The sequence below is a fragment of the Collinsella aerofaciens ATCC 25986 genome (assembly GCF_010509075.1).
GTDB classification, from domain to species: Bacteria; Actinomycetota; Coriobacteriia; order Coriobacteriales; family Coriobacteriaceae; genus Collinsella; species Collinsella aerofaciens.
Map to the genome: position 1 here is coordinate 747980 of NZ_CP048433.1, position 26137 is coordinate 774116.

Sequence of the window (26137 nt, forward strand, 5' to 3'; positions counted from 1 at the left end):
GCCGCAAGTATGCATCCATCACATTAAAACTATAGTATCAGTCATATAGGCGAACGACTCTATCCGTCAGTTTTGACCAGTCCCTCTCCTCCGCAGTCTTCAATCCCCCGTCATACAGCGTCTTACGAAGACCGTGATCATTAACGATGCGATTAATGCAGCTCACCGCAGCATCAATATCTCCCCGGTCATAAAGCAAGCAATTCAATCCGTCGCGAAGGAACTCTGCATTACCTCCATTGGGAACAGCAACAACAAAGCCGCCGGTCGCCATCATCTCCAGCGGGGGATATGAAAAACTTTCGAGAATGCTTGTCTTCAATAAAATATGACACTGGTTATAGATGTCTGATATTTGATCATGCGGTACTCTACCGAGGAAATTATCAATACGGTACCAAGGCTTCTTTTTACCAGTGTAGTTCATGTACCAAATCTCATATCTTTCAGAGTCAAGCCTTTCCACTACCCTGAAAGCTTCATCAACATTTTTATAATCAGAACCGCAATCCCCCTCAATTAGAATCCTAATTTTGGGCAAAGAAAAATCGCGCACAGAATGAGGGAACGCAGCAAGGTCAAGTCCGTTTGGCACAGACTTACAATCCTGACCGAACCTGTCCTGAAGCCATTCCTCACACCAAGGCGAAATTGTCAAATAGTCAATATCATTATTCAAATACGTGGCATTTGCTTGAAGGCGCAGTCTATCTCCTGGAAGATAAAAATCGGTCTCCAGATTCTGGACCAAGTACTTTTTCTTACCAATACGTGGATAGCGCCTAACAAAATCAAGAGTGTCCCAAAGGGTTGCAACTGCGGTATCAATTGCACCCGACAAAGGACATTTATCGAGCTTACCGCTAGGAACGACACGATTAAGAACAGGAATACGATGTCCGAAAACTTCAAGCCACTTTGTTGAATCATCAGTATTAAGCAACAATACATCAACGCCAGCGTCTTGAAGAATGCACAGATGCCTAAGGGCGACTAAGACACCACCGCTAGTATTCACGCTCGGCATGACCATTGCGAGATTGGGAGATTGTTCTTTTACAATAATATCTCGGATTGCTTTAGCAGCCGAAACAGTAGTGCAGTGCTCATGGCAGTATAAATATGCAGATTCGCCGACGCTCTTCCTAAGATCAGAATCTAATATCAGACGATTGAGGGCAGCACACCAGTCCTCAACACAATCGCAGAGAAATCCAGTAACGCCATCCTGAATCATCTTCTTAAAGGCGCCAACATTGCTAGCAACCGTAGGAACCTTAACAAGCGAAGATTCAATCCATTTATTCTCGGATTTAGCTCGATTGAATAGAGTATTCTCCAAAGGAGCGATATTGATATCACAGGAAGCTATATAATTTGGAAGCCGACGCCAATCGCAAAATGGGAACGTGACAATACGTTCAGAAAATGGCATCAAGTCATCAGGAACATCGAGTTCCCCGCCCACCATCAGGGTGACGTTGTGATGAGTCTCCATTACCTTAGATAATGCTGGGAGCACTGAATTGAAATCTGCATTATGGGTAATGCTTCCGCTAAAATAGCCGATTCTGATTTCCTGAGTTTTCTGTTTTTCATCCCTTCGCTCAACCGCTCGCTTATAGGGAACCCTATCCTCGGGCAAGACGCTTGAGCTTTGCAAGCTGGGGAGTACATCTCGACGATAGATAGCAATATTCGAATAATCAATCATCGATTCAGATGCTACATTTCTATTTATATAGACCCTGGGAACATATTTTTTTAGTTCTTCCGCCATACCCTCAGTAGTAGTGATAGCGCAATCGCAAAGCTTCAGTGTTTCACCCATTCGCCTGACTCCATCGTCATAGCAAGACTTATCATGAGCAGTCATTGCATTAACGAACGGAATAGAATCGGTATAAGCAGTGTCGATAACCAAATCATCAATGTCATAAATAACACGCTTATTGAGTTTTTTTGCCTGCCTAATTAAAGATTCAACTTCATCACTTAGGGGACAACGGAAAATAATAAAAGTACGCGCATGCCTAAGAATATCCTTTTCCATCTCCCAGGCATTAACCTTTTGGACCGTTAAGCCGGCAGCCTCAAGTTCCTCAATCTGATGATCGACACGGTACCTAATAGGATGCGGAACGGAATAATCACATCCATTAATAAAAATAACATCAAAAAAAGAATTGTCTTGGCGAGAGCCAAAATCAAATCGAGGCCTATGCATTGAGAGTACATGGGAGACCTTCTTGGGGACGTTATAAAAGCCCTCTTCTTTAACGGTGTAACCAATGCCCTCAAGAAGGTTCAACATGAAACACTAACTCCTAAAACGCAGAAAGAATTGAAATAAAGTCAACAAATAGAATAGTACTCATTATCAATGAAGAACCAAGCAAGACATGTCCTTCAGAACTTGATTTTATCGGTCGCAAGATATTCAACAGAACCGGAAGGACCAGTGGGAATAAATATCGTCCTTGGACCCCCATGATAATATCTTCACGCTTATCAACAGTAAGAGTCCAGTTCCTCATCGTCATAACAATCAGGAAGAAATTGACGAATACAACAGCAATCATTACAAAGCGATCCGTACTGCAGAATAATTTTTTATTATTCTCATCGTTATAAAACAGAACAACGGACTGAAGAATGATGTAAAGCCAAAAACAAAATGGCCAAACATTAATCGAAAGAGCGCCAAGATTGTAACCTGCATAGGATTGAAACCAGAATGGCCCCATCTCCCAAATAGACTTAATAAAGACCTTTGCGCAATGCAGCGGCGCTCGCATCAAATCAAAAGAATCTGGCATGAAACTACCATGATAAAGAGACACGAACGCACAGCTCGCAACAAAAGCTATCGCAAAGAAGGAAAAGATGAACTTTATATAGCTGTCTGTTCCTTTAAGTTTTTTCCAGTGAATAAGATTCAAGAGTACCAACGGGAAAAACATTATCTTTGAAAGAAGCAGTAAAACGGATAGCAGTATTAACGCCAGCAGAGATCGATATGAGTACAACGAGTCCGCATAAATCTTAACAACTACAGCAACGTACAAAATGGCAACAATGTTTGCGACAGAATCAGCCGAAACAGACGCTTCCTGCTGCAATAAAATGGGATTTAGTAAAAAAATCAAAACAGCATTTTTACCAACTGGCATCAGTTTGATTATCCAATAAGCCGCGAAGCAATATATTAATCCAGCGCACACGCGCGAAACTGAAAGGGCCACAAAGGCATTGAAACCCGTTTGCTGCGCAAATCCTAGAATTACTCCCGGAATTAAATAAAGATGAGGGTAATAGCTCCCCAAATACGTATGGCACACAAAGACGCTAGACCAATCGGTAGGCTGAGTCATTGCATTAAAATAATCTGCGTACGATGAAGGAAACTGACCCAATTGGAAGCAAGAGACAACATCAAAGCCATTGCCGTTACGAGACAATAAGGCGGCCGCCTGCCAAATATGAGAAGCCTCGTCTGGAACATTAGCGGGCAGCATGAAAAGGCCAAAAGCAGTTACAGCGGGCACACCAATCACCACAAAGCAAATTGCGGGATTGTGCTGCTCTTTAATTAATAATAGGACACCAACGAACAAGCAGGCGATTAAGGGCAGAGCCGAGAGCCATAGCCCAGGCAATCCGATAGCGCTGGCTTTAAAGGCGCAATAGTAGAAAAATCCCAAGCAAAGAGAGAGTGCAGCTATAAGTGGATAAACGATAAACGTCAGAGCTTTTCGATAACTATCAGATAGTTTCAGATGACCAGTAAAGGTATCTAGATTCATAACTCTACAACTCCGTCTCGATAAATGTTCAACTTACGCCGGCATTGTTGCAGCGTCATAAAGAATTGCTTCTCATGCTAAGCGAATACAGGCTACAGACTATTGGAGCAAACCACTTGGGCCAGAATTTTTGAAGCATAGTTTCATCCTCCGACCTCCTTGTATCATCTTTAATCAACGCCGTGGTCTCAGAGCCTTCATGAATTCGATGAAACATTAAAACCTCGGGAGAATAAACGAAAGATCCGTCGATTTTCGAGAATCTTTCCCATGCCTCCCAGTCCAAGTCACATTTCATGTCTGTCATAAATAACGGTGTCTGTAAGATGCTTAGATTAAATGTCACAGAAGGACAGCAGATGGCGGAACCGAACCTCAGGATATCCCTTTTATCCTTAACCGATGAAAGAGCGCCGTGGCGAGCAAACTTACGAAGTAAAATTCTCTTAATTTTCAGAATAAGGAGGTTTTCTTCATATACGCCATTTCTTATCTCACCATAATTAGAAAAGAAGATTAAAGGTCGATCCGCTTCTTTCATAGCCCGCAGCATAGTTTCCGTATAACTAGAGCTATAGATATCATCCTGATGAGCTATAGTCACAAGCTTTGTATTTGAATTCGCAATAGCACAATTCCAGTCATGAGATATGCTAGGCGACCCCTCGTTAACAATTACCGGAATCGAATAATTAGACGCTATACGATCAATATAGGAATTAGGAGTTGACGTCGATATAAGGATATTACTTCGGGTGCTTTGGTTCACTAAAGAATCTAAACAGTCAGACAAGTACGGAGACTCGCCGTATGCGCACAATACAAATGTATGATCTTTTGCCAAGCACATGGCATTACTCCCTATTTTTTGATTCAAGCTCTTTTTCAAGCAATGCAATTCGTTGAGTTAAGTTAGCAATTGCAGAAGATTGTTTACTTGACAGACATGCCATAGAAAGAACAATGCATATCAAAAATAAAAACCCTAAGACAAAAACAAAATTGGCTGGAGTCTGAAAACCAAATAAACTTGAAATGAAGTAAAGAGGTTGCGGAAAGAGGCCGCATACCAACAAAACCAATGCAAGAACAATCCAAAGAAGTGAATACTTGAGCTGAAGGCTATCCTTTAATACAAGACGCAGCACAAAACAAAGCAAAACTAAACAAGCAGTAATGACACCAAACTGTAAGGAAATATGCATAACAACCCGTCCTAATTCGAGAATGAAGAGATGATAATCGCCAAAGTAACCTTTATCATGTAATAAATGCTACTAAAACCAGAAATTGACGACTTTCCCCCCTGTCGTTCTTTCATTACGACAGGCACTTCTGTAACGCGAAGGCCCTTAACCATAGCCGCAACAGCAGAATCCGGCTCCGGATAGTCTACGGGATATTTTTTACAGAACAGATCTATGGCCTTAGATCCACATGCGCGAAAACCAGAAGTGGGGTCGCTAACACGAACGTGAGTTGTAAGATGAATTACCGCAGAGAGCCATCTAATTCCAAGACGCCTCAAGAAGGTTGACTTGAAGCCTTCAGATTCTTCAAGAAATCGCGATCCGATAACTAAATCAGACCCATTATTTATTTCATCAAGCAAGCGCGATATGTAATGGGCGTCATGCTGCCCATCACCATCAACTTGGATGTCTACATCATAGCCAAAGCGTTTGGCATATTTGTGTCCGGCTTGAACCGCGCCTCCAATGCCAAGATTCTGCGGTAAATCCAGGACATTAACCCCCGCATCGCGACAAACACGCAAAGTGTCATCAGTAGAGCCATCGTTAATAACTACATAATCGTATCCAGCTTCCTCCACAGAAGAAACCGTATCTAAAATGTTCGCCTCTTCATTAAAAGCTGGGATGATAACCAGCGCTCTTAATTCATGCATCATCTGAATCCTCAGTACAGAATATCAATCAAACAGCCCAAGCCGAACTGAAAAACCCTATCGAAACAAGGAGAGCGAATTTACAGTTCGGATGTGACAGATTGCTTCGCCTTCCGATTTAATAGGTTAATTATACAAAGGAAGGAAAATAATAATCCAAAACCGTATGCCACCAAGATAATGATATTGATGACATTTGCATCAGAAGCAAATACCGGATTCACAAAACAATAACGAGAAAGAAACACGGCCAACGCTAACGAAGCGGCACCAGAAATCGTGCCAATAATCGGTTTCCCAAATGCAATAAAGACATCAATAGTGAAAAAGTTCAAACCAGTGAATGCGGTAGCAACGAGTGCCAACGGAAGATAATCTGAGTGAAGGCCAACTTCTTTGCCATAAATAGCAGTAAGCACAGGTTCGCCTATGAAAGCACTAGCCATGGCACACATCGCCGTCAAAACGAATACGGAAACGAGCATCTTAATAAATACTAAGCGTAATCGGTGAGTTTCGTTTTCTCGCCACATTGCCGAAATAGGTCCAAGCAGGGGGGCATATAGATAAGATACGAGAGCCTGAATTACGGCAGTCGGAGTGGCAACGGCGGCATAAAAACCCAACGCCTCATTTCCATAGGAAAGGCCATAGAACTGTCTTGTTACGCTAACAACAGCCGTGCACGCAAGAGATGCAACAAAACCGGGAAAGCAGATACGCGACAATTTGATAAGGGAAGTAAAATCAAAATCAGGTATAACGGCACAAAACCGTTTTGTCATTCTAAAATCATATGTAAGCACAACAGCTATGGTAACAAAAGCCATTGAAGCAACGGCTATTACCAAGTTATCAAATAGCAACAAGCACAACGAAAAGGAGACTAGAACTCCTACGCCACGAACTATTTGAGAGATAGCCGCAATGTCCAATCTGTTGTTTACCTGATCCACACCGTGAAGAACATCGACAAATGAATCACCAGCTTTAAATAGGCAATAAACAGCAACAACTGCCCAATCGTTGAATGCAACAGAGACTAAACAATAGAAGAAGCAAATTACACAGGCAAGTATTGTTGCAACGATTCTATGAGCGATAAAATTCCCAGTCGTAAAATCAGAATAGCTCTCAGAAACCTGAACGGGGCGCGCTCTAAGCAAAACAATGGTCGCAAAAATATTACCAACAGACATAGCCACAGCAAGGCTACCAGACATGCTAATGTCGGAACCAAGTGTCACCACAAGAACAGTAATCAGCCAGTTGCAAATCAAATACGCCATCGAGCCGACGCTGTTCCAAACAAGACTCTGCTCAACAGAGAGTTCTTTCGTTTTTCTATTAGACACAATCACTCCAGCAGTGGATCATCAGGCCTTGTTGAATAAAAACAAAACGCGAAGAAGTAAATCAGAAATCAAAGTAGGTCGCAGACGCTTTGGGAAAAATGCTTTCCTAAGTCTTGAAATAATCCCATCATCATTGGTGAAAATATCAAGCTCATGTTTCTGCTCAAAACTAAGCTCATCATAAAACACCGCAGAAAAATGGCTTAACTTTTTACTCTCATCTTTCGATCTATCACCAAATAGCTCGTCCTTAAAATAGGTCTTTAAAAGATCAAAATAACGATTATCTCCAGACGTGACCGCAGAGGAATGACGAACATGTGAAGCCGTACAGACGGAATCAAACAATACCTTTCCAAATGCCGAAGCACACCGAATCAGCCAGCGATCATGCATTTCATTCCCTGGATCTACCTCAAGAATAAAGGCCCTGCAGGCAAGGCGATTAAATACTATCGTGAAGCCTAGTCCGGGAGTATAAAACAAGGTGTTATGAAAAGAGAGGTACTTGTCCTGCGGAGCCGACTCGCGTATCGTCTCGCCATCTTCGTTTACATATGAAAAGGAAGAAAAGTAGACAGTCGGCACCTTGTCTCCACTATTTTCAATTGCCCTGACCGCCCGTTCAATTTTATCGGTCTTCCAAATATCATCCTGATCGGCAAATGCATAGTAGTCATATTCGGGAACCCGTTTGATAATTTCATAAAAACTATTTGGGCACCCAAGATTACCGATTGAATCTTGAATTAAATGAATGCTGGAGTTTGACCGACAGTACCATTGTGCAATTTCAACAGTTTCATCCGTTGAACCATCATCACGAATATAGACGGAGCAATTAGGCCAAGTTTGCTCCAAGATACTATCAAGCTGTTTGGCCAAATACTTTCCGCCGTTATATGTGGGTAAAACAATGCAAACAGACTTGTCTTTGATTTTATCCATAATCCTATTTATTTCTTTGCGAGGCACGATATTTAAGAAATGCGGGAATCAACCCGCTGATCACTTTATAACGAAGCTGAGGAAAAGGCCTGGTTAGGAAATTAAAAGTCCGCCAAGCAAGAAAATAAGCGCCCCAACCATCTTCATCTTTCGCGTCCTTCCAGAACGTTTCTGATAAATAAAAGTGATACTCATTATTGAAGCGATGAGTATTCCCCCGCCGCCATGGCCTCTCTTCGCCGAGATAATGGACAACGATGGGCTTCGATCTTGCGGTATTAAAACTGTTTTCATCCGAAAAGCCCGGCATTAACGAGTTTAAGAATATAAACGGATAGTAGTCAAAGATATTGGAATAATTGAACGCAGGGGATAAACTGCAAATCTTATCTTTAAGTACTGCATTTAGAGCATCTTGATCATTCGCAAACAAGCGTCCTGAGCGGCGCTCGCAATAATCCAATAATTGATCTTCGCAACAAGTTGATCTCCATTGCTTTAAATCAACGAGCAACACGCCAGCATTGTGGTACAGACAGCCATTTAAGTCTAAATCATTAAGTCGAGATGGGCCGACCGTTGGCTCGGGAACCATTCCAACCACGCAACCCTTAAGATCTTGATTCCAAAGAAGAGCAATATCCCCAAGAACAATCGTATCGCCATCGAGGTAAATAACTCTTTCGATCTCATTAGGTAGAAAATGTGCCATCAAAAGCCTAGCAAGAACTATTTCATTCCATCCCGATGTATCAAAATCAAACCCGAGAGCATCTTTGAAGTTCGAAATATCATAAAATACAAGGTTTTGGTTGTATTCGGTCACCATCTCCTGGAGCAAACGCTGGTTATCCTCTGTAATGCCATTAGAGAAGACATGAAAAGTAATGTCTTGAATACCGGAATGATTTGAAACAACCGAGCAAATATTGGCGGCCAACTGTGGGACAAAATTGTTATCAACCGTATAAAGCAAATTCATGATTACCAAACTTCACCTTAATTCACCCAATAGAAATTAATGATGACGACTTAATGAAAGAGGCCGAAACGAAATCCTTACACAAAGGATAAAGTTTAGCACGGTTTGTCTCTTTCAAATAACTTGCAACTAAGGAGGGTGAATTGAGGGGACTACAACCCCATCAATTCACCCCCACTTCATTAGCGTTGGTATATAGGCAAATTGGATCTATATTTAGCTTTTCTCAACCAGCCTAACCTCAAGCGCTTCTAGATGCAGAGCCTCACCAGTTGTACCGGCACACTCGCCCGATTTAACCCAGTCTAGCCAACCTTTGCTTTGAACGTGTGCCCTATAGACAACGTCATAATGCTTGGCAAGATCTCCCGTCAGTTTTATTTCAACAGCCTCAACAGCAAGAGACTTCCCCGTAGTACCGGCAACCTTTCCATTTTTGACCCACTTTTGCCAGCCGATATTTTGAACGTGAGCTCGATACTCGATGCCGCCGGAATACCCTAGGTCAGGCTTGCTAATCGTCAACGCCTCAACAGCAAGATTTCGGCCAGTTGTGCCAACGGTCATGCCTTCGTAAACAGGCGACTGCCAACCAAGGTTTGAAACATGTGCCTTGATTGAAAACGCTCTCTGAATAGAGGGCTGACTCGTATCCCCAGGAGCGGGCGAACCCTTTTCGACCAAAACGACCTGAAATGCCTCTAGCCTCAAAACGAAACCGGTCGTTCCGGCAACTTGATCATTGCAGGCCCAACCGAGCCATCCCTTATCCTGAACGTGAGCTCGATAATAAACGTCATAGTGATTGGCCATCTCACCAGTCAGGCGAATCTGAATAGCCTGGACAGACTTGCTCTGGCCCGTAGTACCAGAAACTTTCCCCTCCTTCACATAGCCCTGCCAGCCATAATCGGAAACATGTGTCCTGTACTCCAATGCACCATCATAGGGAGCATTCTGCAGATTGAGAGTAATAGCCTCGACGGCTTTTGACTGCCCAACGGTACCGGAAGCATTTCCACCCTTAGAGGCCGATTGCCAGCCGTCATTTGAAACATGCGAAGTTGCCAAGACGTCAAGAGGGCCTCGTGACACCCTAACAACATCATAGCCCGACTCGCCCTTCTTGAAATAAGTCAGAGCACCGCTATTGTGCGAATAGATAGCAAAGTCGTAATTTGCCGAAGCAAGTATGGAATCCGAAAACTCTACGAGATAGCAAGAGTCTCCCTGTTTGCAAAGGGATCTGATAGCAGCATCCGTGTCTTCGGTAATCGGAGAAGCAAACCAATCCATAATGGAATAATCGATGACGGCACCCGGCTTCAAGGCCTCGGCCTTTGTGGAATTCCAAAGTCCACCAGCAGCATCGGCACTGGCCGAGTTATACGTACTAGACCCATAACCAGACAGACCGATCTCCGGATTAAAGAAGAGGATCAGCTCTGCAGCGACGGAAGAATCGACATCGGTAATGCCAAGACGGTCAAGCTGTTCCTGCTTTTGGGGATACATACCCGTCGGTGTGTTTGGATGCCCCTTGTAATAATACAAATAGTCATCGCCATAGATAACTTCGGTCAAGTTGGCATAGTCGTCAAAATTCTGCTCGTAAGAAACGTACGTTCCAAGCAGCATCATTACCTTTTTGCCCTGCTGAGTCGCCGCATCAAAATAGCCATCGTTAAAGTTGTACAGCGCCTTAAACGCTTGGACTGTATCCTCTCCCCTATTCTGCAGGCTCGTAAGCATGCCCGAAACATTCACCTTCTTAACGCCGGGATCGGACGCGATCTTATTCGCAAAGGCATTATCGTCACCACTCGTAAACAGATTCGTTCGAGTCATCCACCACTGAGTGCCAGGCTCAATACTCAGCACGGCATACATAGAATCCCAGTGATCGTGATAATCGCTATACGACTTTGAGACCTCACCGGTTTCGTATTCCTTATTCTTGGCGGCGTTCCATAAAGTAATCAGCTCCGCTTGCTTAGAATCTGGATCCTTAACGTCAAAGGCTTCGTTGGTAAAGACATACGTGGCGGATCCATCGGACAACAGCCGAATGGAGTATTGGCCTGCGGGAATCTTGTTGGCGTAAATCATCCTATGGATCAACGAACAGGTGATGTCATTGATATACAGATTGAACTTTGCCTTGGGATTGATCTTGTAGAGAGCAGCGACATAATCCGCGAACGCCTGATAGCTCGAACTAGAAGCATTCTCCTCATGAGTCAGATACGGAAGACCGTACATCCCGGATGGAAGCGAGTTCCAGTTATAGGCACTTGGACGATCGAGCATTACAATTGACGGAACGGTCGTTCCAGCAGAAGAGGTACTGATATCCCAGAAAGATAGCGAATAGAGAACAACGGGGAAAGAAGCACTCAAAGGGGCAAGGTTGTACTCACTCGCAGAAATGCCAATTGACTGATGGTCCTCTTGAACGATGTTTCCGTTCTTCAAATACTGCAACGTAACGTCAAACGGACCATAATCGCTAAATTCAATTTCACTGGAGCTAGAGCCCAGATCTCCGAGTGCAATCGTGCTTGAGACGGAACGGGTGACCCTCCCTCCATACGACATGGAGCCTGCCACCTTTATCGAATCAGCGATCCCGAGTCGTTTTATATCCTCGATCTGCGGAATATTCAGGGTTACTTTAGTCGTCTCCCCAACCTGAGAAAGAGAGCAATTAAAGACATATGGGACATAGGCACCAGCAGTATCGCCGGGCGCCGCGTCACCTTTTTTTACAATGACGATCTGTATTGCTTCAACGGCATAAGACCAACCGGTGGTTCCCGCAGTCGACCCATTTGAAGTCCATCCAAGCCAGCCGAAATTAGAAGCATGAACGCGATAATACAGGTCATAAGAAGCCGCCCTGTTGCCCGTCAGCTTGAGCTCGACGGCTTCAATCTGAAGGCCCTTTCCCGTTGTGCCGGAGACGGCTCCATTAGAAACCCAATCCTGCCAGCCTTCATTTTGAACATGAGAGCGGTATTCGATACCAAGGTCTTCTGAATTAGGGAGGGAAACCCTGAGTGCTTCAAGCCTACGGGACTGGCCTGTTGTGCCAGAGGTCGAGCCATTCGATGTAAACGTCGGCTCCCAACCAATGCCTGAAATGTGAGATTTATAGCTGACGTCCGGGGCCGCCTCTTTGGGCTCCACGGTAGCATCAATCGAAGGCGCCGTTTCATCGGCTACAGCAGCAGTTTGATCCGAGGGGTCGGATTGGGTCTCTGGAACGGATTCATATTCGTTGGAACCAACATTTTGATCTGCCCAACAAGCCAAAGGGCTCAAAAGCAGCATCGTCATGAAGCAGGAAATCAGAACAATAAATGCTCTAAATTGCCTTTTCAAAAGAATCGCCTCCTAGATAGACGGTCGTCAATAACCATACTATCGGGAGTTAGCTTCATTAATGTCACCAATTAGGTGAACGAAGAAAAAGGAGCCTAATCCAACGGCAAGGGCCCTTTCCTGTTGCCAAGACTACGGCAACAGGGAAGGGCCCTCTAACAAGCTCTCACCGCTTACGGGAATAGTTAGTAGATTACCACCTTGGTAGCAAGGGGCACGTTATCCCAAATCCATTTAGCGCGATCAATGGGCAAACGCACGCAGCCTTGTGAAACATGCATTCCCATTCGGCTGTCCATGGGATTAAAAGTTCCCTGGTAGTACGGTATTGAATGGAACAGATAGTCACCGTAAAACTGCGTGTAGTAGTAGCAGGTATACCCATGTCCAAACGAGTAGCCCTTGCCGGTGACGGTATACTCACCCGTAGGCGTTGGAGTACTAGGGGCGCCGGTAGAGCAAGTCCAGTATTGAGCGTAACTCCACGACCCGCGCTGTCCACGAAAAACTCCAAGGCGGCATGCTTGCCTGTCAACCATAATGAGCCAGCTTGTGCTGCTCGAATATCTATTAGCTCGATTAAGCATAGTCATCATATCTGCCGGCAACAAGGGCTGGTCAGTAAACGGACGCGCAGTAGAACCGGGAGCACCAGCGCCCTTGGGAACAATCTTCACTTGAACAGACTCGACTCTGCAGCCTATCCTAGACGTACCCGCAGGCTGCCCATTTGAGGTCCAGTCGAGCCACCCAAAGTCTTGGCAATATGCTCGATACCAAACATCAAAGTAGTTCGATAAATCACCGGTCAACTTAATCTTAAGAGCCTCGATACGCTTTGCGCAGCCTACTGTGCCAGCGACATTCCCATTGGAAGTCCAACCTTGCCAGCCCACATCCTGTACATGGGCGGAGTACTCAATACCGCCTGATACGCTACTGGAGACATTCAACTTCAGCGCCTCAATAGCAAGCGATCTGCCGGTTGTGCCCGCAACACCACCGTTGCCAACGGGATTCATCCAACCAAGCGTGGCGACATGCGCCTGGAGCGTTAGAGCTGGAGCAGAGATAAATGCGGGCGCAGACGATGAGCCAGGATTCCCGCCCTTCGCGACAAGCTTAATTTGGACAGCTTCTATCTGGATATTTAACCCGGTAGTTCCAGCGGAATCGCCGTTTTTGGCCCAACCCAACCAACCATAACCAGCCGAATGAACTCGATAGTAGATGTCATACTGATTCGCGAGGGGACCATTAATGCGCAGCTCAAGAGCCTGAATGGCCAATCCTTGTCCAACGGTCCCAACATAACCGGCAGACCGCCATTCCTGCCAACCAATATTGGCAACATGAGCTCGTGCCTCAACCAGAGAATCATCATCCACACCGGCCAGCACCACATTCAGAGCTTGAAGCGAAAGCGATTTTCCCGTTGTGCCGGCATCCTGCCCATCTAAAACAGATGGAAACCACCCACGGCTAGCGGAATGGGCCTGATAAACAACATGAGCGCAATCGGCGGAAGTATCGGAAACAAATGCTCCGTCCGTTACTCCGGGAGCGCCACTGCCTTTACTGATAATCCTTACTTCGACAGCCTTAAGGCATGAACCCGGTATCGTTGCCCCCGCATCCGCGCCATTACACGCCCAGCCAAGCCATCCTTTTTTGGAGTCAAAACACCGGTACCAAACGTCATAGGCATTAGACAAATCACCAGTAAGAGTCAATCTCACGGCCTTCAAAGTACGGCCATCATTTTTAGAATTGAGCGCGGCACCGTCAGAAACAACTCCGCTCCATCCACTAAATTCATAGCAGCCTGAATAACCGATTGAACCTGAAGTCTCTTGATTATCAAACGAAATAGAAAGCGATGTTAAAGGCTCAGAGCCGCTCTCGGAACCCATTAAAATCGTTTTACCCTGCACAGTGCCCAAGCTATTGCCATTAAGGCCATACGAACTGCCACTCAGAACATCCGTAGCTCCAATAAAATGATTCGCTGTATCTCCAGGAGCAGAGCAGCCCTTTTCGACCAACATAACCTGAATACCCTGAATGGCGGCACCCTTCCCCACCGAGCCCGCAGGAGACCCGTTGGACGTCCAGCCCAACCATCCGCCCAATTTGGAAGCATACACACGGTACCAAATGTCGTAAGTTGCAGATATCTCGTCATTGAGCTTAAACTGAACGGACTCAACTGACCGAGACTGCCCGGTCGTGCCAACAGTACCTGAAGACCAGCTTTGCCAACCAATGCCAGAGACGTGCGCGCGAGAGGAAATAGAGCCTCCGTGGCCATACCAATTAACACTAAGCGACAGTGCCTCGATTGCATTTCTTGAGTCAATGACCCCCGATGTCTTTCCGTCCGCGACAACACCCATCCATCCAACATTGGAGATATGAGATCGATAGGAAACAGTAGGCGGTTCCTGGGAATGGTCCCTAAAGGCATCGCCTCGCGCTGGCGCATCTTGAGCATTTTTTGGAAGCACCTTTATCTGAATAGCTTCGATCTGATAAGCATAGCCCTGTGTTCCAGCAGGCTCACCATTTGAGGCCCAGCCAAGCCAACCAACATTTGCAGAATGAACGCGATACCAAATGTCATACGAGTCAGAAAGACCGCCCGACAAAGATAGCTTGATCGCTTCGATGGCTCGCGACTGTCCAACTGTTCCAGATGTCTGCCCGTTACCCACCGGCTGAGGCTCCCAGCCGATCCCGGAAATGTGTGATTGGACCGAAATGCTGTCAGTCCCCAAAGGGGTGCCATCTTGTGAAAGCAGATTGATCTTGAGGGCTTCAACGCGCTTAGCACGACCTGTTGTGCCAGCCGTCATTCCATTTGAAACGGGAGCCTGCCAGCCAATATCCTGTACATGAGTCTGGTATGAAACAGAACCAAAGACAGCGGATACATCATTTTCGGGTTTCGGCGAATCTGTTAGCGCCGGGCGATTTTAGCCGCTAATAGTCAAACTATTTTGACCAATCCCGGTCACCGAATAATGGCCACCGTGCCTCCCCGCCGCCACTACGCTGGTGGTGCCAACACGCCGGCGTTAGGAGGACCATTGAGGTGAACGAGAGACACGATGACCTACAGGAGATTATAGACGCGGCGCTCCGGGAGATGGCCGCGGAGGAGGGCGACGGGTTCGACCCGCAGGCATGCAACCTCGCGGAGTTCTGCAGGAGGACGGGGCTCACCCGCTCCCGCGCGAGGACGGTCAGGGCACACGGGTTCAGGGCCCTGCCCCACGGGAACAGCGGGAGGAGGGCCGCGCCGGGCGTGCTCGCCGGCCACACCGGCCTGGTGGACGACCTCCTGCGGAAGGGCGTCACCAACTCGCAGGTGATATTCGAGCGGCTGCTCGGCCAGGGCTACGCCGGCGGCCTCACCACGGTGAAGACCTATATCGCCGCGCACCGGGACCTCGTGCCCGCGAAGAGGCGGCAGGCGGCCCCGCAGGGCTGCCGCGGCCAGCGCTTCAGGACGGCGCCCGGAGAGGCCTACCAGATGGACTGGGGCTTCGTCGCGGTCGAGCGCCCCGGCGGGGAGCGGGCGCGGATCGCCTGCTTCGCCATGGTCTGCCACCATTGCGGGGGCGCCCACGTCGAGTTCTTCCCGAACGCGCGCCAGGAGAACCTCCTCATCGGGATGCTGCACGCGTTCTCGGCGCTGGGCGTGCCCGCGACCGTGCTCACCGACAACATGAAGAGCGTGGTCGTCCGCCGCGATGCCGACGGCCGGCCCGTCTGGCAGGCCGACTACGCCGAGTTCATGGGCGTCGTCGGCTTCCGCACCAGGCTGTGCAGGCCGCGCCACCCCTATACGAAGGGCAAGGTGGAGAGGCTCGTCCGCTTCGTGAAGGGGAACTTCCTCGCGGGAAGGTCCTTTACCGACCTTGACGCCCTCAACCGGGAGGCCGCCCTCTGGTGCGCCGAGCAGGGAGGCCGCTGGCGGCGCGCGGCGGCATGCGTCCCGATGCGCGAGCACGAGGCGGCGTGCTCGGCGAACACCAGGCCGCTCGAGGTCACGGCCGAGGTCGAGCGGTACCTGTGCCCGCGCCGGAAGATCTCCTTCGACGGCTTCGTGAGCTTCGAGGGGCACCGCTACGGCGTGCCCTACTGGTACGTCCGCCGCGAGTGCAGGGTGAACCGGGAGGGGCGCGTGGTGCACATATACAGCGACGACCTCTCCCGCGAGCTCGTCGCCCACGCCGTCGGCACCGGCGCCGACAGCTGGTGCGAGGGGCAGTGGGAGACATCGCCGGCGCAGCCCGAGGAGCTGCCGACCCAGCCGGTGGGGACCGTGGTCGAGCAAATCGCCCCGCCCAGGACGAAACCCGGTTTCGAGAGGTTCGACTTCGGGAGGGCCGAATGATGGCGGGCGCGGGGGCGAGCCCCTACGAGCTCGCGAGCGACGCCGCGTCGAGGCTCGGGATCGCCGTCGGGGCGGAGGAGCTCGCGACCCTCGCCTCGGACCTCGACCTCGGCGACGGGGAGATGGCCGCCGTGGCAGCCACCTTCTCCTACCTTGCGGAGAAGAGGAGGCTCGCCTCCATCGAGACGCTGCTGAGGCTGAGCAGGCTGCCCAGGCGCGAGCCCAAGACCTTCGAGGGCTTCGACTTCTCCAGGATCCAGGGCCGGGACGCGGCCGCGCTGGGCAAGCTCCCGTCGCTGGCCGACCTCTACGCGCACCGCAACGTCGCCTTCGTCGGGCCCGGCGGCATAGGGAAGACGCACCTCGCGCAGGCCTACGGGCGCGAGTGCTGCATGCGGGGGCTCAAGACCTACTACATAAAGGCGACCGAGCTCAGGGACAGGTTCCAGAAGGCCGTCCAGCGGGGAAACACCTCGCGGGTCGTCTCCTCGCTCGTCAAGCCGTCGTGCCTCATCGTTGACGAGGTGGGGAGATGCGTCTACGACAGGCCGTGCACCGACCTGTTCTTCGATGTCGTCGACAGGCGCTACGAGAAGGAGGGGCCGAACGCGATGGTCCTCACGAGCAACATCGCCCCGAGCGGGTGGGATGAGTTCTTCACGGGCGACGACACGCTCCTCTGCGCCCTCGACAGGCTGTTCGACAAGGCGTCGGTGTTCGTGATGCGGGGCCCGAGCTACCGCGGCAGGGGGCTTGACACCTACTCGGTGGAGGCCGTCCCCCAGGCGGTGAAGGTGAGGGGGATCCAGCCCGAGGGGATGTAGGAATGCGATAGGAAAGTCATAGATGCGGGCGTGTTGGCTAAAATGGGTCGGCCGGGATTGGTCAATCTCGGCCGACTATATTTGGCTAAATTATTCCGACGCTAACAAATCAGTCGCATTGGAAGCAGACTCGCTAGAAACGGATGAGGGAGAATCATTGTCTGACACAGTCGGCTGCTCGACTTCAACCCCCTGCTGTTCATCATTTAGGACGAAACTCTCGTCTTCCGAGCTGCTGGCGGCGCTATTGGAATAATCAGTAGACTCCGGCTGCACCGGTAAAGAATCAGCCCAGACAGAAAGGGGCGTCAGAAGACAATGAAGAATCAGTAATGGCGTCATTGCCGTTGCTAGCAGTCGTTGCGTCTTTTTCATTCGACTTCCCCATCAATCGACCATCTTTAGCATCATTATTTATCGTTTCGGCAATTGCTTAAATACCGAAAACGTGAATGGCACTTAAATAGAAACGAACGGACCGTTGCAAAACGACCGGTGACGCATAATTTCTTTCGCAAATTGACAACCGCATAGCGGAACACGGCCCGCGCCCCGTCATATGATTTCTAGCGACTAAACAACAAATCACCGACGAAGGGGGCACGGGCCGTGTCTGCGAACATCGTATCAGTCGACGAGGAGTCGCTGCGCAACGACATAAAGAATCTGGTGAGGAAGACCGTCGAGGAGACGCTCAACGCACTGCTCGACGAGGAGGCGTCCGAGCTCGTCGGGGCCGAGCGCTACGAGAGGACGGCGGGCCGGGAGGCCTACCGCAGCGGCCACTACACGAGGAGGCTCGTCACGGGCGCCGGGGAAGTCGAGCTCAGCGTGCCGAAGCTCCGCGGGGCGACCTTCCAGACGGCCGTCATCGAGCGCTACCGCAGGCGCGAGACCTCGGTCGAGGAGGCCATCGTCGAGATGTACCTGGCGGGCGTCTCCACCAGGAGGATCGAGGACGTCTCCGAGCTCCTGTGGGGAGCGCCGGTGTCCTCCGGCACCGTCTCCAACCTCAACGAGAGGGCCTTCGCGTCCATCGAGACATGGCGGCAGAGGCCGCTCGAGGGCGGCTACCCCTACGTCTTCGTCGACGGTATCTACCTCAAGCGCAGCTGGGGAGGGTCCTACGAGAACGTGGCCGTGCTGGTCGCCATCGGCGTCAACTCCGCCGGCGACCGGGAGGTCATCGGCTGCTCCGAGGGGTACACCGAGTCCGCGGAGTCCTGGCGCGAATTCTTCTCCTGGCTCAAGGGACGCGGGCTCTCCGGCGTACGGCTCGTCACCGGCGACAAGTGCGCGGGGATGCTCGGTGCGCTCGAGGAGGTGTTCCCCGGGGCCCGCTACCAGCGCTGCACGGTGCATTTCTACCGCAACGTGCTGGGAAGGGTTCCCGTGACCAGGCGGAAGGCCGCGGCGCGCATGCTGAAGGCGATCCACGCGCAGGAATCGCGCGAGGCATGCGCCAGAAAAGCCGAGGAGGTGGCGGAGGAGCTGGAATCGATGAGGCTCGGGGCGGCCGCGAGGACGGTGCGCGACGGGTTCGCCGAGACGCTTGCCTACACGGAATTCCCACCGGAGCACTGGCGCCGGATCAGGACGAACAACGGGATCGAGCGCATCAACCGCGAGATCAGGAGGAGGACGAGGGTCGTCGGGACCTTCCCAGACGGCAATTCGGCTCTGATGTTGGTGACGGCGAGGCTGAAGTACATAGTGGAGCACGAGTGGGGCAAGAGGAGGTACTTGGACATGTCGAAGCTGGAGGAGATGGACGAGCTGAGGGGAAAGGCGGAGGGCTAGAAGAGGACGGGGCCGGAGACGGCTAAATCAATTTGCGAAAGAATCTTGACGGTACCAAACGACCCGTTCGTTTTTAACCAGAGTAACTGCTAGAACCTGTGCGAAGGCATGACTTTCGATCAGCTATGCAAGCGGCACGTTGTCATACCAACCCCACTTTGGCTTATATGAGGTGGAATAATAATCCAACCAGTACGCCATATCGAGCGTCCTGATCTGACCGACATTATCCATAACCTGGTTATTGCCAATATAGAGACAAACGTGACCGTAAATGCTGCCCATGCGGGTATGCGTATGCGAAGGAACGGCAATGACCATTCCAACTTTCAGCTGAGAATAATCGGTGAATTTACAATAATCCCAGTAGTAATCGCAGGCATCTGTATGGACGTTCCTAAATCCGGCACGCTCGTAGATATCTGCAATCCACTCGGAGCACAATCCCGGGCCAGGAGACGGTACCTGTCGGGCAAGATCAACAATCTTCTTCTGCATAGGATTTGCAAACGCAGAAGGCTGCCCAAGCAAACATGGCGAAACGGTGCTCCCGGGGGCATTGGCGCCCTTCCTTGTAAGTCGAACTTGAACAGCTTGGACATGCGTCCCATAGCCAGTGCTACCGGCAACGGCACCATTTTTAGTCCAACCAAGCCAGCCGACATTATCGACATGGACCCTATACCAAACATCAAAATAGGTTGCTAAGTCACCAGAAAGAGAAATTTTAATAGCCTCAACCGAATTAGATTCAGCGGTAGACGAAAGCTGCTCCCCGTTTGTCTTGCCAGAAGTCCAGCCTACATTCGAAAGATGCAGTTGATAAGCAATCCCGCCGGCAACAGATGAAGTAGTTTTAGCCGAAAACCCGGTGATGGGAATTCCCTGACCGGTCGTACCGGACACCTCTCCGGCAGGGACATAATTCTGCCAAGCACCTTTCACCTGAGCGGAATACGTCACCGTAGGTATTTCAAGATGGGGATAGCCCGATGTATCAGGATGGGAGGTACCCTTCTTAATGAGCTTAATCTGAACAGCCTCGAGAGAGCATGACATACCGGTGGTGCCGGCCTCCTCGCCGTCCTTGGCCCAGGCCATCCAGCCGATGTTGGAGGCGTGCACGCGGTAGTAGACGTCGTAGTCCTTGGCGAGGGAGCCCGTGAGCCTCAGGCGCACGGCCTCGACGGCGCGGCCCTGGCCGGTGGTGCCGCCCTCGGAGGCCGAGGGGGTGTCCCAGCCCTGCCAGCCGACGCCCGAGACGTGGGCGTCGATCTGGACGCACGAGCCGTCTGAGTAGTCGGAACTGTCGAGCGAGAGCTTGAGGTCCTCGAGGGCGAGGCCGCGGCCTGTGGTGCCGGCGGTCGCCCCGTCGGACACGGCGCCCTGCCAGCCAACGTTGGAGACGTGGGCGCGGTAGGTCAGGGACATGGGCTTCTTCTTGAAGGCGTAGTCGACGTTGGCCCCGTCGGACGAGGGGGCGGCGTCGCCCTTCTTGACGAGCCTGATCTGGACGGCCTCGACGCTCCTGCCGAAGCCCGTGGTGCCGGCCTCCTCGCCGTCCTTGGCCCAGGCCATCCAGCCGATGTTGGAGGCGTGCACGCGGTAGTAGACGTCGTAGTCCTTGGCGAGGGAGCCCGTGAGCCTCAGGCGCACGGCCTCGACGGCGCGGCCCTGGCCGGTGGTGCCGCCCTCGGAGGCCGAGGGGGTGTCCCAGCCCTGCCAGCCGACGCCCGAGACGTGGGCGTCGATCTGGACGCACGAGCCGTCTGAGTAGTCGGAACTGTCGAGCGAGAGCTTGAGGTCCTCGAGGGCGAGGCCGCGGCCTGTGGTGCCGGCGGTCGCCCCGTCGGACACGGCGCCCTGCCAGCCAACGTTGGAGACGTGGGCGCGGTAGGTCAGGGACATGGGCTTCTTCTTGAAGGCGTAGTCGACGTTGGCCCCGTCGGACGAGGGGGCGGCGTCGCCCTTCTTGACGAGCCTGATCTGGACGGCCTCGACGCTCCTGCCGAAGCCCGTGGTGCCGGCCTCCTCGCCGTCCTTGGCCCAGGCCATCCAGCCGATGTTGGAGGCGTGCACGCGGTAGTAGACGTCGTAGTCCTTGGCGAGGGAGCCCGTGAGCCTCAGGCGCACGGCCTCGACGGCGCGGCCCTGGCCGGTGGTGCCGCCCTCGGAGGCCGAGGGGGTGTCCCAGCCCTGCCAGCCGACGCCACTTACATTGGCGTTAATTTGCACAGAGCCATCTTCAACGGGATTCAAGATGCTGACCTTAAGATCCTCCACTGATTTAGACTGCCCCGTTGTGCCAGCCGTAGATCCGTCGCGCTTGCTGCTCATCCAGCCAATATTCGAGACATGCGCCTCATACTGAATATGCATCTTGCTGTCATCTACGTTGAGAAGAGAACCGTTGAAGCAGTAGTTCATGTCACAGCGTCCGTTGACGCCCGGGACATTGCCACTGCTTGAATACTGCCAGAAACTGTAGCTGCCAGCATAATCGCAACGCCAATTATATTGAGCGACCCAATGGTCATAACCGCTCAACGACGGAGAATTCAGGTAGTTGTTAAGCCAGTTAAGGTTCGCATAGATACCCGACTTAAAGCCAACGGCCTCCATACGGTTGCAAAAAGCCTGCGCAATCTGGGTAAGCTTATCCTTGCTGAAATCCGGATCTTGCAAGATATAGCTATCCTCAAGATCATAATAAACGGGAAGCGACGGATGATGGCCGCCGAGCCAAGCAAGTGTCCTGTCGGCCTCTTTATTGGCATCCTCTACAGAACGGGCGTAGGAGTAGTAATACACGCCATAAGGAATGCCGAGGCGTTCACATTCAGCAGCGTTCCTTTCAAAAGAATCGTCAGGTTTTCCGTAAACCGGACCGACCTTGAGAATGGCAAAATCAATCCCCGCGGCCTTAACCTTATTCCAATCAACAGTTCCTTGATGATTGCTGACATCGATGCCGCGCGCAACAGCGCCATTGGGCAAAGGATCGTCAGTTAAAGACTGCGCATCGATGTCGCCATTGTCAGAATCGATAAGCACGCCGTTTTCGAAACGCCAAGAGTTCGGTTCCAAAGAGTCGGCTTCGCAGGAATTCATTTCAGTGGAATCATCGGTTGGGGCTTCACCGTTTGACTCGTCAACACGAGACTCTTCGATGCCAATTCCAGGCTGTTCGCCTGAATCAGAGTCTACACCCCCATCAGGACGAGCAGCATTTGCATCGTCACCATACCATTCGGTTACACCCTGAGAACCCGAGGCATCGTCCTGCGCTCCCTGAGAGCTTGCACCTTGAGATTCGTACTCGTTCGATGTTTGCGAGACCGACTGCGAAGCAGCGGCGGCCTGGACCGACAGCGCATACGCGCTGTAAGGCTGAATGATTTGCGACCAGCCCATCAATAGCGTACAAACCAAAGCAGCAGACGCTTTAAGACGTTTCATGCATATCCCCCCGAGACAGTAACCACAGATAAAGAAACGAATACTAGCTATATTACCGCACTTCCATACAGGCATTTAAAGCTTAGGAAAGCACCAGTTAGCACACAGTCAAAAAGAGGCGCTCCTGCAACGGAGCGCCTCAACAGACTCTATGCGAAAGGCCTAGCGGCACCGATTACACGACCTGGAGCATTGACCGAGCGCTCGGTCACACCGATCCCAGGCCACGAATCAATGATTCGACCGTTTCCGATATAGATTCCAATATGGCCCTGGTAGTAGACCACATCTCCCCTCTGCATAGCAGAAGTGCTAACCGGCATAAACGTGTTGTTGCGATACCAATTCATGGAGTTGTAGGTTTGCTCGGGCAACCAACGATGGTTATACGGGTTATACCAACCCATATCCATGCCAGTCGCATACAGACATTGCAGCACTAAGCCCGAACAATCAACCGCATCCCCCGGCCAAGAAGACCAAGGCTCGATATAACGCGTCCCGATATATTCACGAGCACGCTGGACGAATGCGTTGATGCAATCCTGTCGCGAAGCGTTGTAAGGAATTCGAGAAGGCGTGACATACGTAAAGTAACCGGTGCAATACGAAGGAAGCTGCACGCTATTGCAACTAACCTTTGGATAAGATCCCGGGGTCTGATACCCCATATAACGATAGGTCTCAAAATACGAATCAGACGTAGAGCCTGGTGCGGAAGCGCCCTTGGGAACAATCTTTACCTGTAATGCCTGAACAGGAATGCCAAGCTTCGTGGTGCCCGCCGGTGATCCATTTTTGGTCCAGCCAAGCCATCCGTAATTTGACACGTGGACGCGATACCAGACATCAAAGTAATTCGAAACGTCACCAGTCAAATTAATCTTCACAGCTTGGATTTGTTGTCCCTGTCCAATGGTTCCCGCTGTGGCTCCATCTGAGACAGCAGATTGCCAGCCGATATTGGATACGTGGGCGGAATACGAAATGCCACCGTTCATGGAACTATCGGAAAGGGACAGTTGCATTGCCTCCATGGCACGGTTCTGCCCAACCGTTCCGGCAACACCGCCATTGCCAACAGACGCTTGCCAGCCAAGACCGGAGCAATTTGCCTTAGCGGATAGCCCAGGAAGCTGGATCAACGCAGCATGATCTTGAACGGGAGCGTCGGACGAACCCTTGGCAACCAACTTAATTTGAATTGCCTCGGCCTGCTTAGACAGCCCAACGGTGCCAGCTGCGGCGTCATTTTTAGCCCAACCAAGCCAACCATAATCCGCCGCATGAATACGGTAGTAAATATTGTATTTTGACGAGTCGTTGCCAGTGAGCCTTAATTTAACCGCCTGAATTGCGAGGCCCTTGCCAACAGTGCCAGCATAGGAAGCACCCGAAACGTATGGCTGCCAACCGATATTCGCAACGTGTGCTGACACTTCAACGGAGGCATCGATGCCCTGCGTCGAAATATACAACGCCTGCAGAGAACGAGACATGCCCGTCTGGCCGGCAGTTTCGCCATTGCCAACGGGAGCCAACCAGCCCGCAGAAGCAACGTGCGCCTGGGATACAAGACCGATTCCCGACGTTTCGGTAAATGCATTACCGGTAGAACCAGGGGCAGGTTGACCCTTACGAACAAGTGCAACATCTATGCCGCACAAACCGGAAGAACCACCAGAAACGCCACATGCCTGACCATTTGACGTCCAGCCCGTCCAGCCATTACCGGAATCGTATACTCGATACCAAATGTCATAATTGGCAGCAAACTGGCCGCTCAGCGACATTTTTATCGCTTTAATGGGTGCGCCGGATACCGCCTTGGCGGCGCCGCCATCCGATTCGGAAGCACCCCAGCCTGAATATGCATCCATAACGGCATAGGAAATTGACCCGTCATCAGTTTGGCCTGCAACGCTTAAGGCAATGGAGTTCAGCAGTTTGGCGCCCTTGCCTCCAATCGTAGCCTTTTGACCAGAAGATAAGCCAAGACTCTCCCCAGAAACGGCGGATCCGGAAACCGCAACAGCATCTAGATCGCCGATAAAGACCTTGCTCGAAGAGCCAGGCGCTGCTCCGCCTTTCTCCACAAGGATTACCTTTACCGCTTCGATAGCCTTGCCTTTACCGGCAGAACCAGCGGCAGCTCCATTACAAGCCCAATCGAGCCAGCCTATACCAGAGACATGAGCACAGTACCAAATGTCATATTTTTCAGCTGCCTCACCGGTTAGACGAATCTGAACGGCTTCGAGACGCTGAGACTTACCAGTCGTTCCACAGTGCCCCTCAGACCACTGTTGCCAGCCGACATTAGAAACATGGCCACGAAGCTCAATGGAGCCCGAGTGACCATACCAGCCAAGCTGAGCCTCAAGCGCCTCCATGGGGAGGCCCCTACCAGTTGTCCCGGCAACAGATCCGCCGCCTACGGGCGACATCCAACCAATATTCGACGTATGTGAGCGAACAGTGATTGAGGCAGGTTCATCGCTACGGCTCTTAAAAGGACAGGAGGTGTCGCCCGGGGCGGGGTCGCCCTTGGGCAGGACCGCGACCTGGACGGCCTGGACGGCGCGGCCGTAGCCCGCCGAGCCGGCGTCGGCGCCGTCGCACGCCCAGCCCAGCCAGCCGAACTCGGCGGAGTGGACGCGGTACCAGACGGTGTAGCGGGCCGACAGCTCCCCGGACAGCCTGACCCTCAGGGCCTCGACGGCGCGGGACTGGCCGGTCGTGCCGGCGGTGCCGCCGTTGCCGACGGCGGCCTGCCAGCCGACGTTGGAGACGTGGGCCTCGACGGATATGGCATTTGCAATCTGTTCTTGAGAGGTGGCTCCATCCACTTCAAGTGAGATTTTTAGTGCCTCAAGATTCAAGCCCCTACCCGTGGTTCCGGCAACCTTACCCGAACTAACCGGATCCATCCAGCCAATATTCTGCACATGGGCAGAAACACTAACGTTTTTGACGGTGAGCTGATCGTTGGAGGCAGAATCAGCGGCAGCGGCTTCGTTAGTCTCCCCCGATAAGACCTGCTGCGCGTCTTGAGGCTCGCTATCTACGGAGCCAGCATCCGATTCTTGCCCCCCAGAGATAGGCTCAGCTTGATTGGAAGTAGAGCCTTCAAGATGAAAGCTGTTTGAATCATCAGATCCGTCAATTGAATAATCGGCATATGCAGCAGTCACGGCCCATGATTGACTCATGAACAGCGCGATAACCACAAGTATAGAAACGGACACATCTAAGAGACGCTTCACGA

16 protein-coding genes are annotated in these 26137 nt (G+C 51.1%); 3 read left to right on the forward strand and 13 right to left on the reverse strand.

Translation table 11 applies throughout. The features are described 5' to 3' along the window. Positions 1-37 precede the first annotated feature (37 nt). The 10 genes from GXM19_RS03495 to GXM19_RS03540 form a co-directional block, all read right to left on the reverse strand. The gene (locus tag GXM19_RS03495; protein ID WP_040360058.1) at positions 38-2314 is read right to left on the reverse strand and encodes a glycosyltransferase; all 2277 of its coding nucleotides are present in this window, start codon (positions 2312-2314) and stop codon (positions 38-40) included. Positions 2315-2327: 13 nt separating this feature from the next. Next, positions 2328-3806 (reverse strand): DUF2142 domain-containing protein, encoded by a 1479-nt coding sequence (locus GXM19_RS03500; RefSeq protein ID WP_040360056.1) that lies wholly within the window; start codon positions 3804-3806, stop codon positions 2328-2330. Positions 3807-3861: 55 nt separating this feature from the next. Further along, a complete protein-coding gene (locus tag GXM19_RS03505; protein ID WP_082222967.1) occupies positions 3862-4656 on the reverse strand; it encodes a glycosyltransferase family A protein in 795 nt (264 codons plus the stop codon). Between the two features lie 4 nt (positions 4657-4660). Then, on the reverse strand, positions 4661-5011 hold the full coding sequence (locus GXM19_RS03510; protein ID WP_082222966.1) for a DUF2304 domain-containing protein: 351 nt from the start codon (positions 5009-5011) through the stop codon (positions 4661-4663). Between the two features lie 11 nt (positions 5012-5022). After that, a complete protein-coding gene (locus tag GXM19_RS03515; RefSeq protein ID WP_082222965.1) occupies positions 5023-5718 on the reverse strand; it encodes a glycosyltransferase family 2 protein in 696 nt (231 codons plus the stop codon). Positions 5719-5795: 77 nt separating this feature from the next. Continuing rightward, positions 5796-7070 (reverse strand): lipopolysaccharide biosynthesis protein, encoded by a 1275-nt coding sequence (locus GXM19_RS03520; RefSeq protein ID WP_138341626.1) that lies wholly within the window; start codon positions 7068-7070, stop codon positions 5796-5798. Between the two features lie 21 nt (positions 7071-7091). Further along, positions 7092-8018: a glycosyltransferase family 2 protein gene (locus GXM19_RS03525; RefSeq protein WP_006236225.1), complete on the reverse strand. Its 927-nt coding sequence runs from the start codon at positions 8016-8018 to the stop codon at positions 7092-7094. A 4-nt stretch (positions 8019-8022) separates the two neighbouring features. After that, on the reverse strand, positions 8023-9000 hold the full coding sequence (locus GXM19_RS03530; protein ID WP_115596199.1) for a glycosyltransferase family 8 protein: 978 nt from the start codon (positions 8998-9000) through the stop codon (positions 8023-8025). 216 nt (positions 9001-9216) lie between these two features. After that, positions 9217-12384 carry a hypothetical protein gene (locus GXM19_RS03535; RefSeq protein WP_050766188.1) on the reverse strand — a complete coding sequence of 1056 codons (3168 nt, stop codon included), beginning with the start codon at positions 12382-12384 and terminating at the stop codon, positions 9217-9219. A 185-nt stretch (positions 12385-12569) separates the two neighbouring features. Next, positions 12570-15269, reverse strand: coding sequence for a L,D-transpeptidase family protein (locus GXM19_RS03540; protein ID WP_256637911.1), 2700 nt, complete (start codon positions 15267-15269; stop codon positions 12570-12572). 263 nt (positions 15270-15532) lie between these two features. Between GXM19_RS03540 and istA the strand changes: the two genes are divergently transcribed. Both istA and GXM19_RS03555 read left to right on the forward strand, forming a co-directional pair. After that, positions 15533-16786 carry an IS21 family transposase gene (istA, locus tag GXM19_RS03550; protein WP_006235233.1) on the forward strand — a complete coding sequence of 418 codons (1254 nt, stop codon included), beginning with the start codon at positions 15533-15535 and terminating at the stop codon, positions 16784-16786. Continuing rightward, entirely contained in the window at positions 16783-17610 is an 828-nt protein-coding gene (locus tag GXM19_RS03555) for an ATP-binding protein (protein ID WP_006234068.1), read from the forward strand. Before istA ends, GXM19_RS03555 begins: the two co-directional genes overlap by 4 nt. Before the next feature lie 90 nt (positions 17611-17700). Here the strand turns inward: GXM19_RS03555 and GXM19_RS03560 are convergent, their stop codons facing one another. Continuing rightward, positions 17701-17985 (reverse strand): hypothetical protein, encoded by a 285-nt coding sequence (locus tag GXM19_RS03560; RefSeq protein ID WP_006236220.1) that lies wholly within the window; start codon positions 17983-17985, stop codon positions 17701-17703. A gap of 234 nt (positions 17986-18219) precedes the next feature. On the opposite strand from GXM19_RS03560, the gene GXM19_RS03565 reads away from it, so the two are divergent. Further along, positions 18220-19410 (forward strand): IS256 family transposase, encoded by a 1191-nt coding sequence (locus GXM19_RS03565; protein ID WP_040358202.1) that lies wholly within the window; start codon positions 18220-18222, stop codon positions 19408-19410. Positions 19411-19533: 123 nt separating this feature from the next. On the opposite strand, the gene GXM19_RS03570 is transcribed toward GXM19_RS03565, so the two are convergent. Together GXM19_RS03570 and GXM19_RS03575 are read right to left on the reverse strand one after the other, a co-directional pair. Beyond that, positions 19534-22464, reverse strand: coding sequence for a GH25 family lysozyme (locus tag GXM19_RS03570; protein WP_158567834.1), 2931 nt, complete (start codon positions 22462-22464; stop codon positions 19534-19536). Positions 22465-23018: 554 nt separating this feature from the next. Beyond that, a complete protein-coding gene (locus GXM19_RS03575; protein ID WP_050766187.1) occupies positions 23019-26135 on the reverse strand; it encodes an NlpC/P60 family protein in 3117 nt (1038 codons plus the stop codon). Positions 26136-26137: the final 2 nt, after the last annotated feature.

Coding starts and splice junctions, on each gene's coding strand:
- GXM19_RS03495 (WP_040360058.1), bottom strand. CDS start 2,314: ATGTTGAACCTTCTTGAGGGCATTGGTTACACCGTTAAAGAAGAGGGC.
- GXM19_RS03500 (WP_040360056.1), bottom strand. CDS start 3,806: ATGAATCTAGATACCTTTACTGGTCATCTGAAACTATCTGATAGTTAT.
- GXM19_RS03505 (WP_082222967.1), bottom strand. CDS start 4,656: ATGTGCTTGGCAAAAGATCATACATTTGTATTGTGCGCATACGGCGAG.
- GXM19_RS03510 (WP_082222966.1), bottom strand. CDS start 5,011: ATGCATATTTCCTTACAGTTTGGTGTCATTACTGCTTGTTTAGTTTTG.
- GXM19_RS03515 (WP_082222965.1), bottom strand. CDS start 5,718: ATGATGCATGAATTAAGAGCGCTGGTTATCATCCCAGCTTTTAATGAA.
- GXM19_RS03525 (WP_006236225.1), bottom strand. CDS start 8,018: ATGGATAAAATCAAAGACAAGTCTGTTTGCATTGTTTTACCCACATAT.
- GXM19_RS03530 (WP_115596199.1), bottom strand. CDS start 9,000: ATGAATTTGCTTTATACGGTTGATAACAATTTTGTCCCACAGTTGGCC.
- istA (WP_006235233.1), top strand. CDS start 15,533: ATGGCCGCGGAGGAGGGCGACGGGTTCGACCCGCAGGCATGCAACCTC.
- GXM19_RS03555 (WP_006234068.1), top strand. CDS start 16,783: ATGATGGCGGGCGCGGGGGCGAGCCCCTACGAGCTCGCGAGCGACGCC.
- GXM19_RS03560 (WP_006236220.1), bottom strand. CDS start 17,985: ATGAAAAAGACGCAACGACTGCTAGCAACGGCAATGACGCCATTACTG.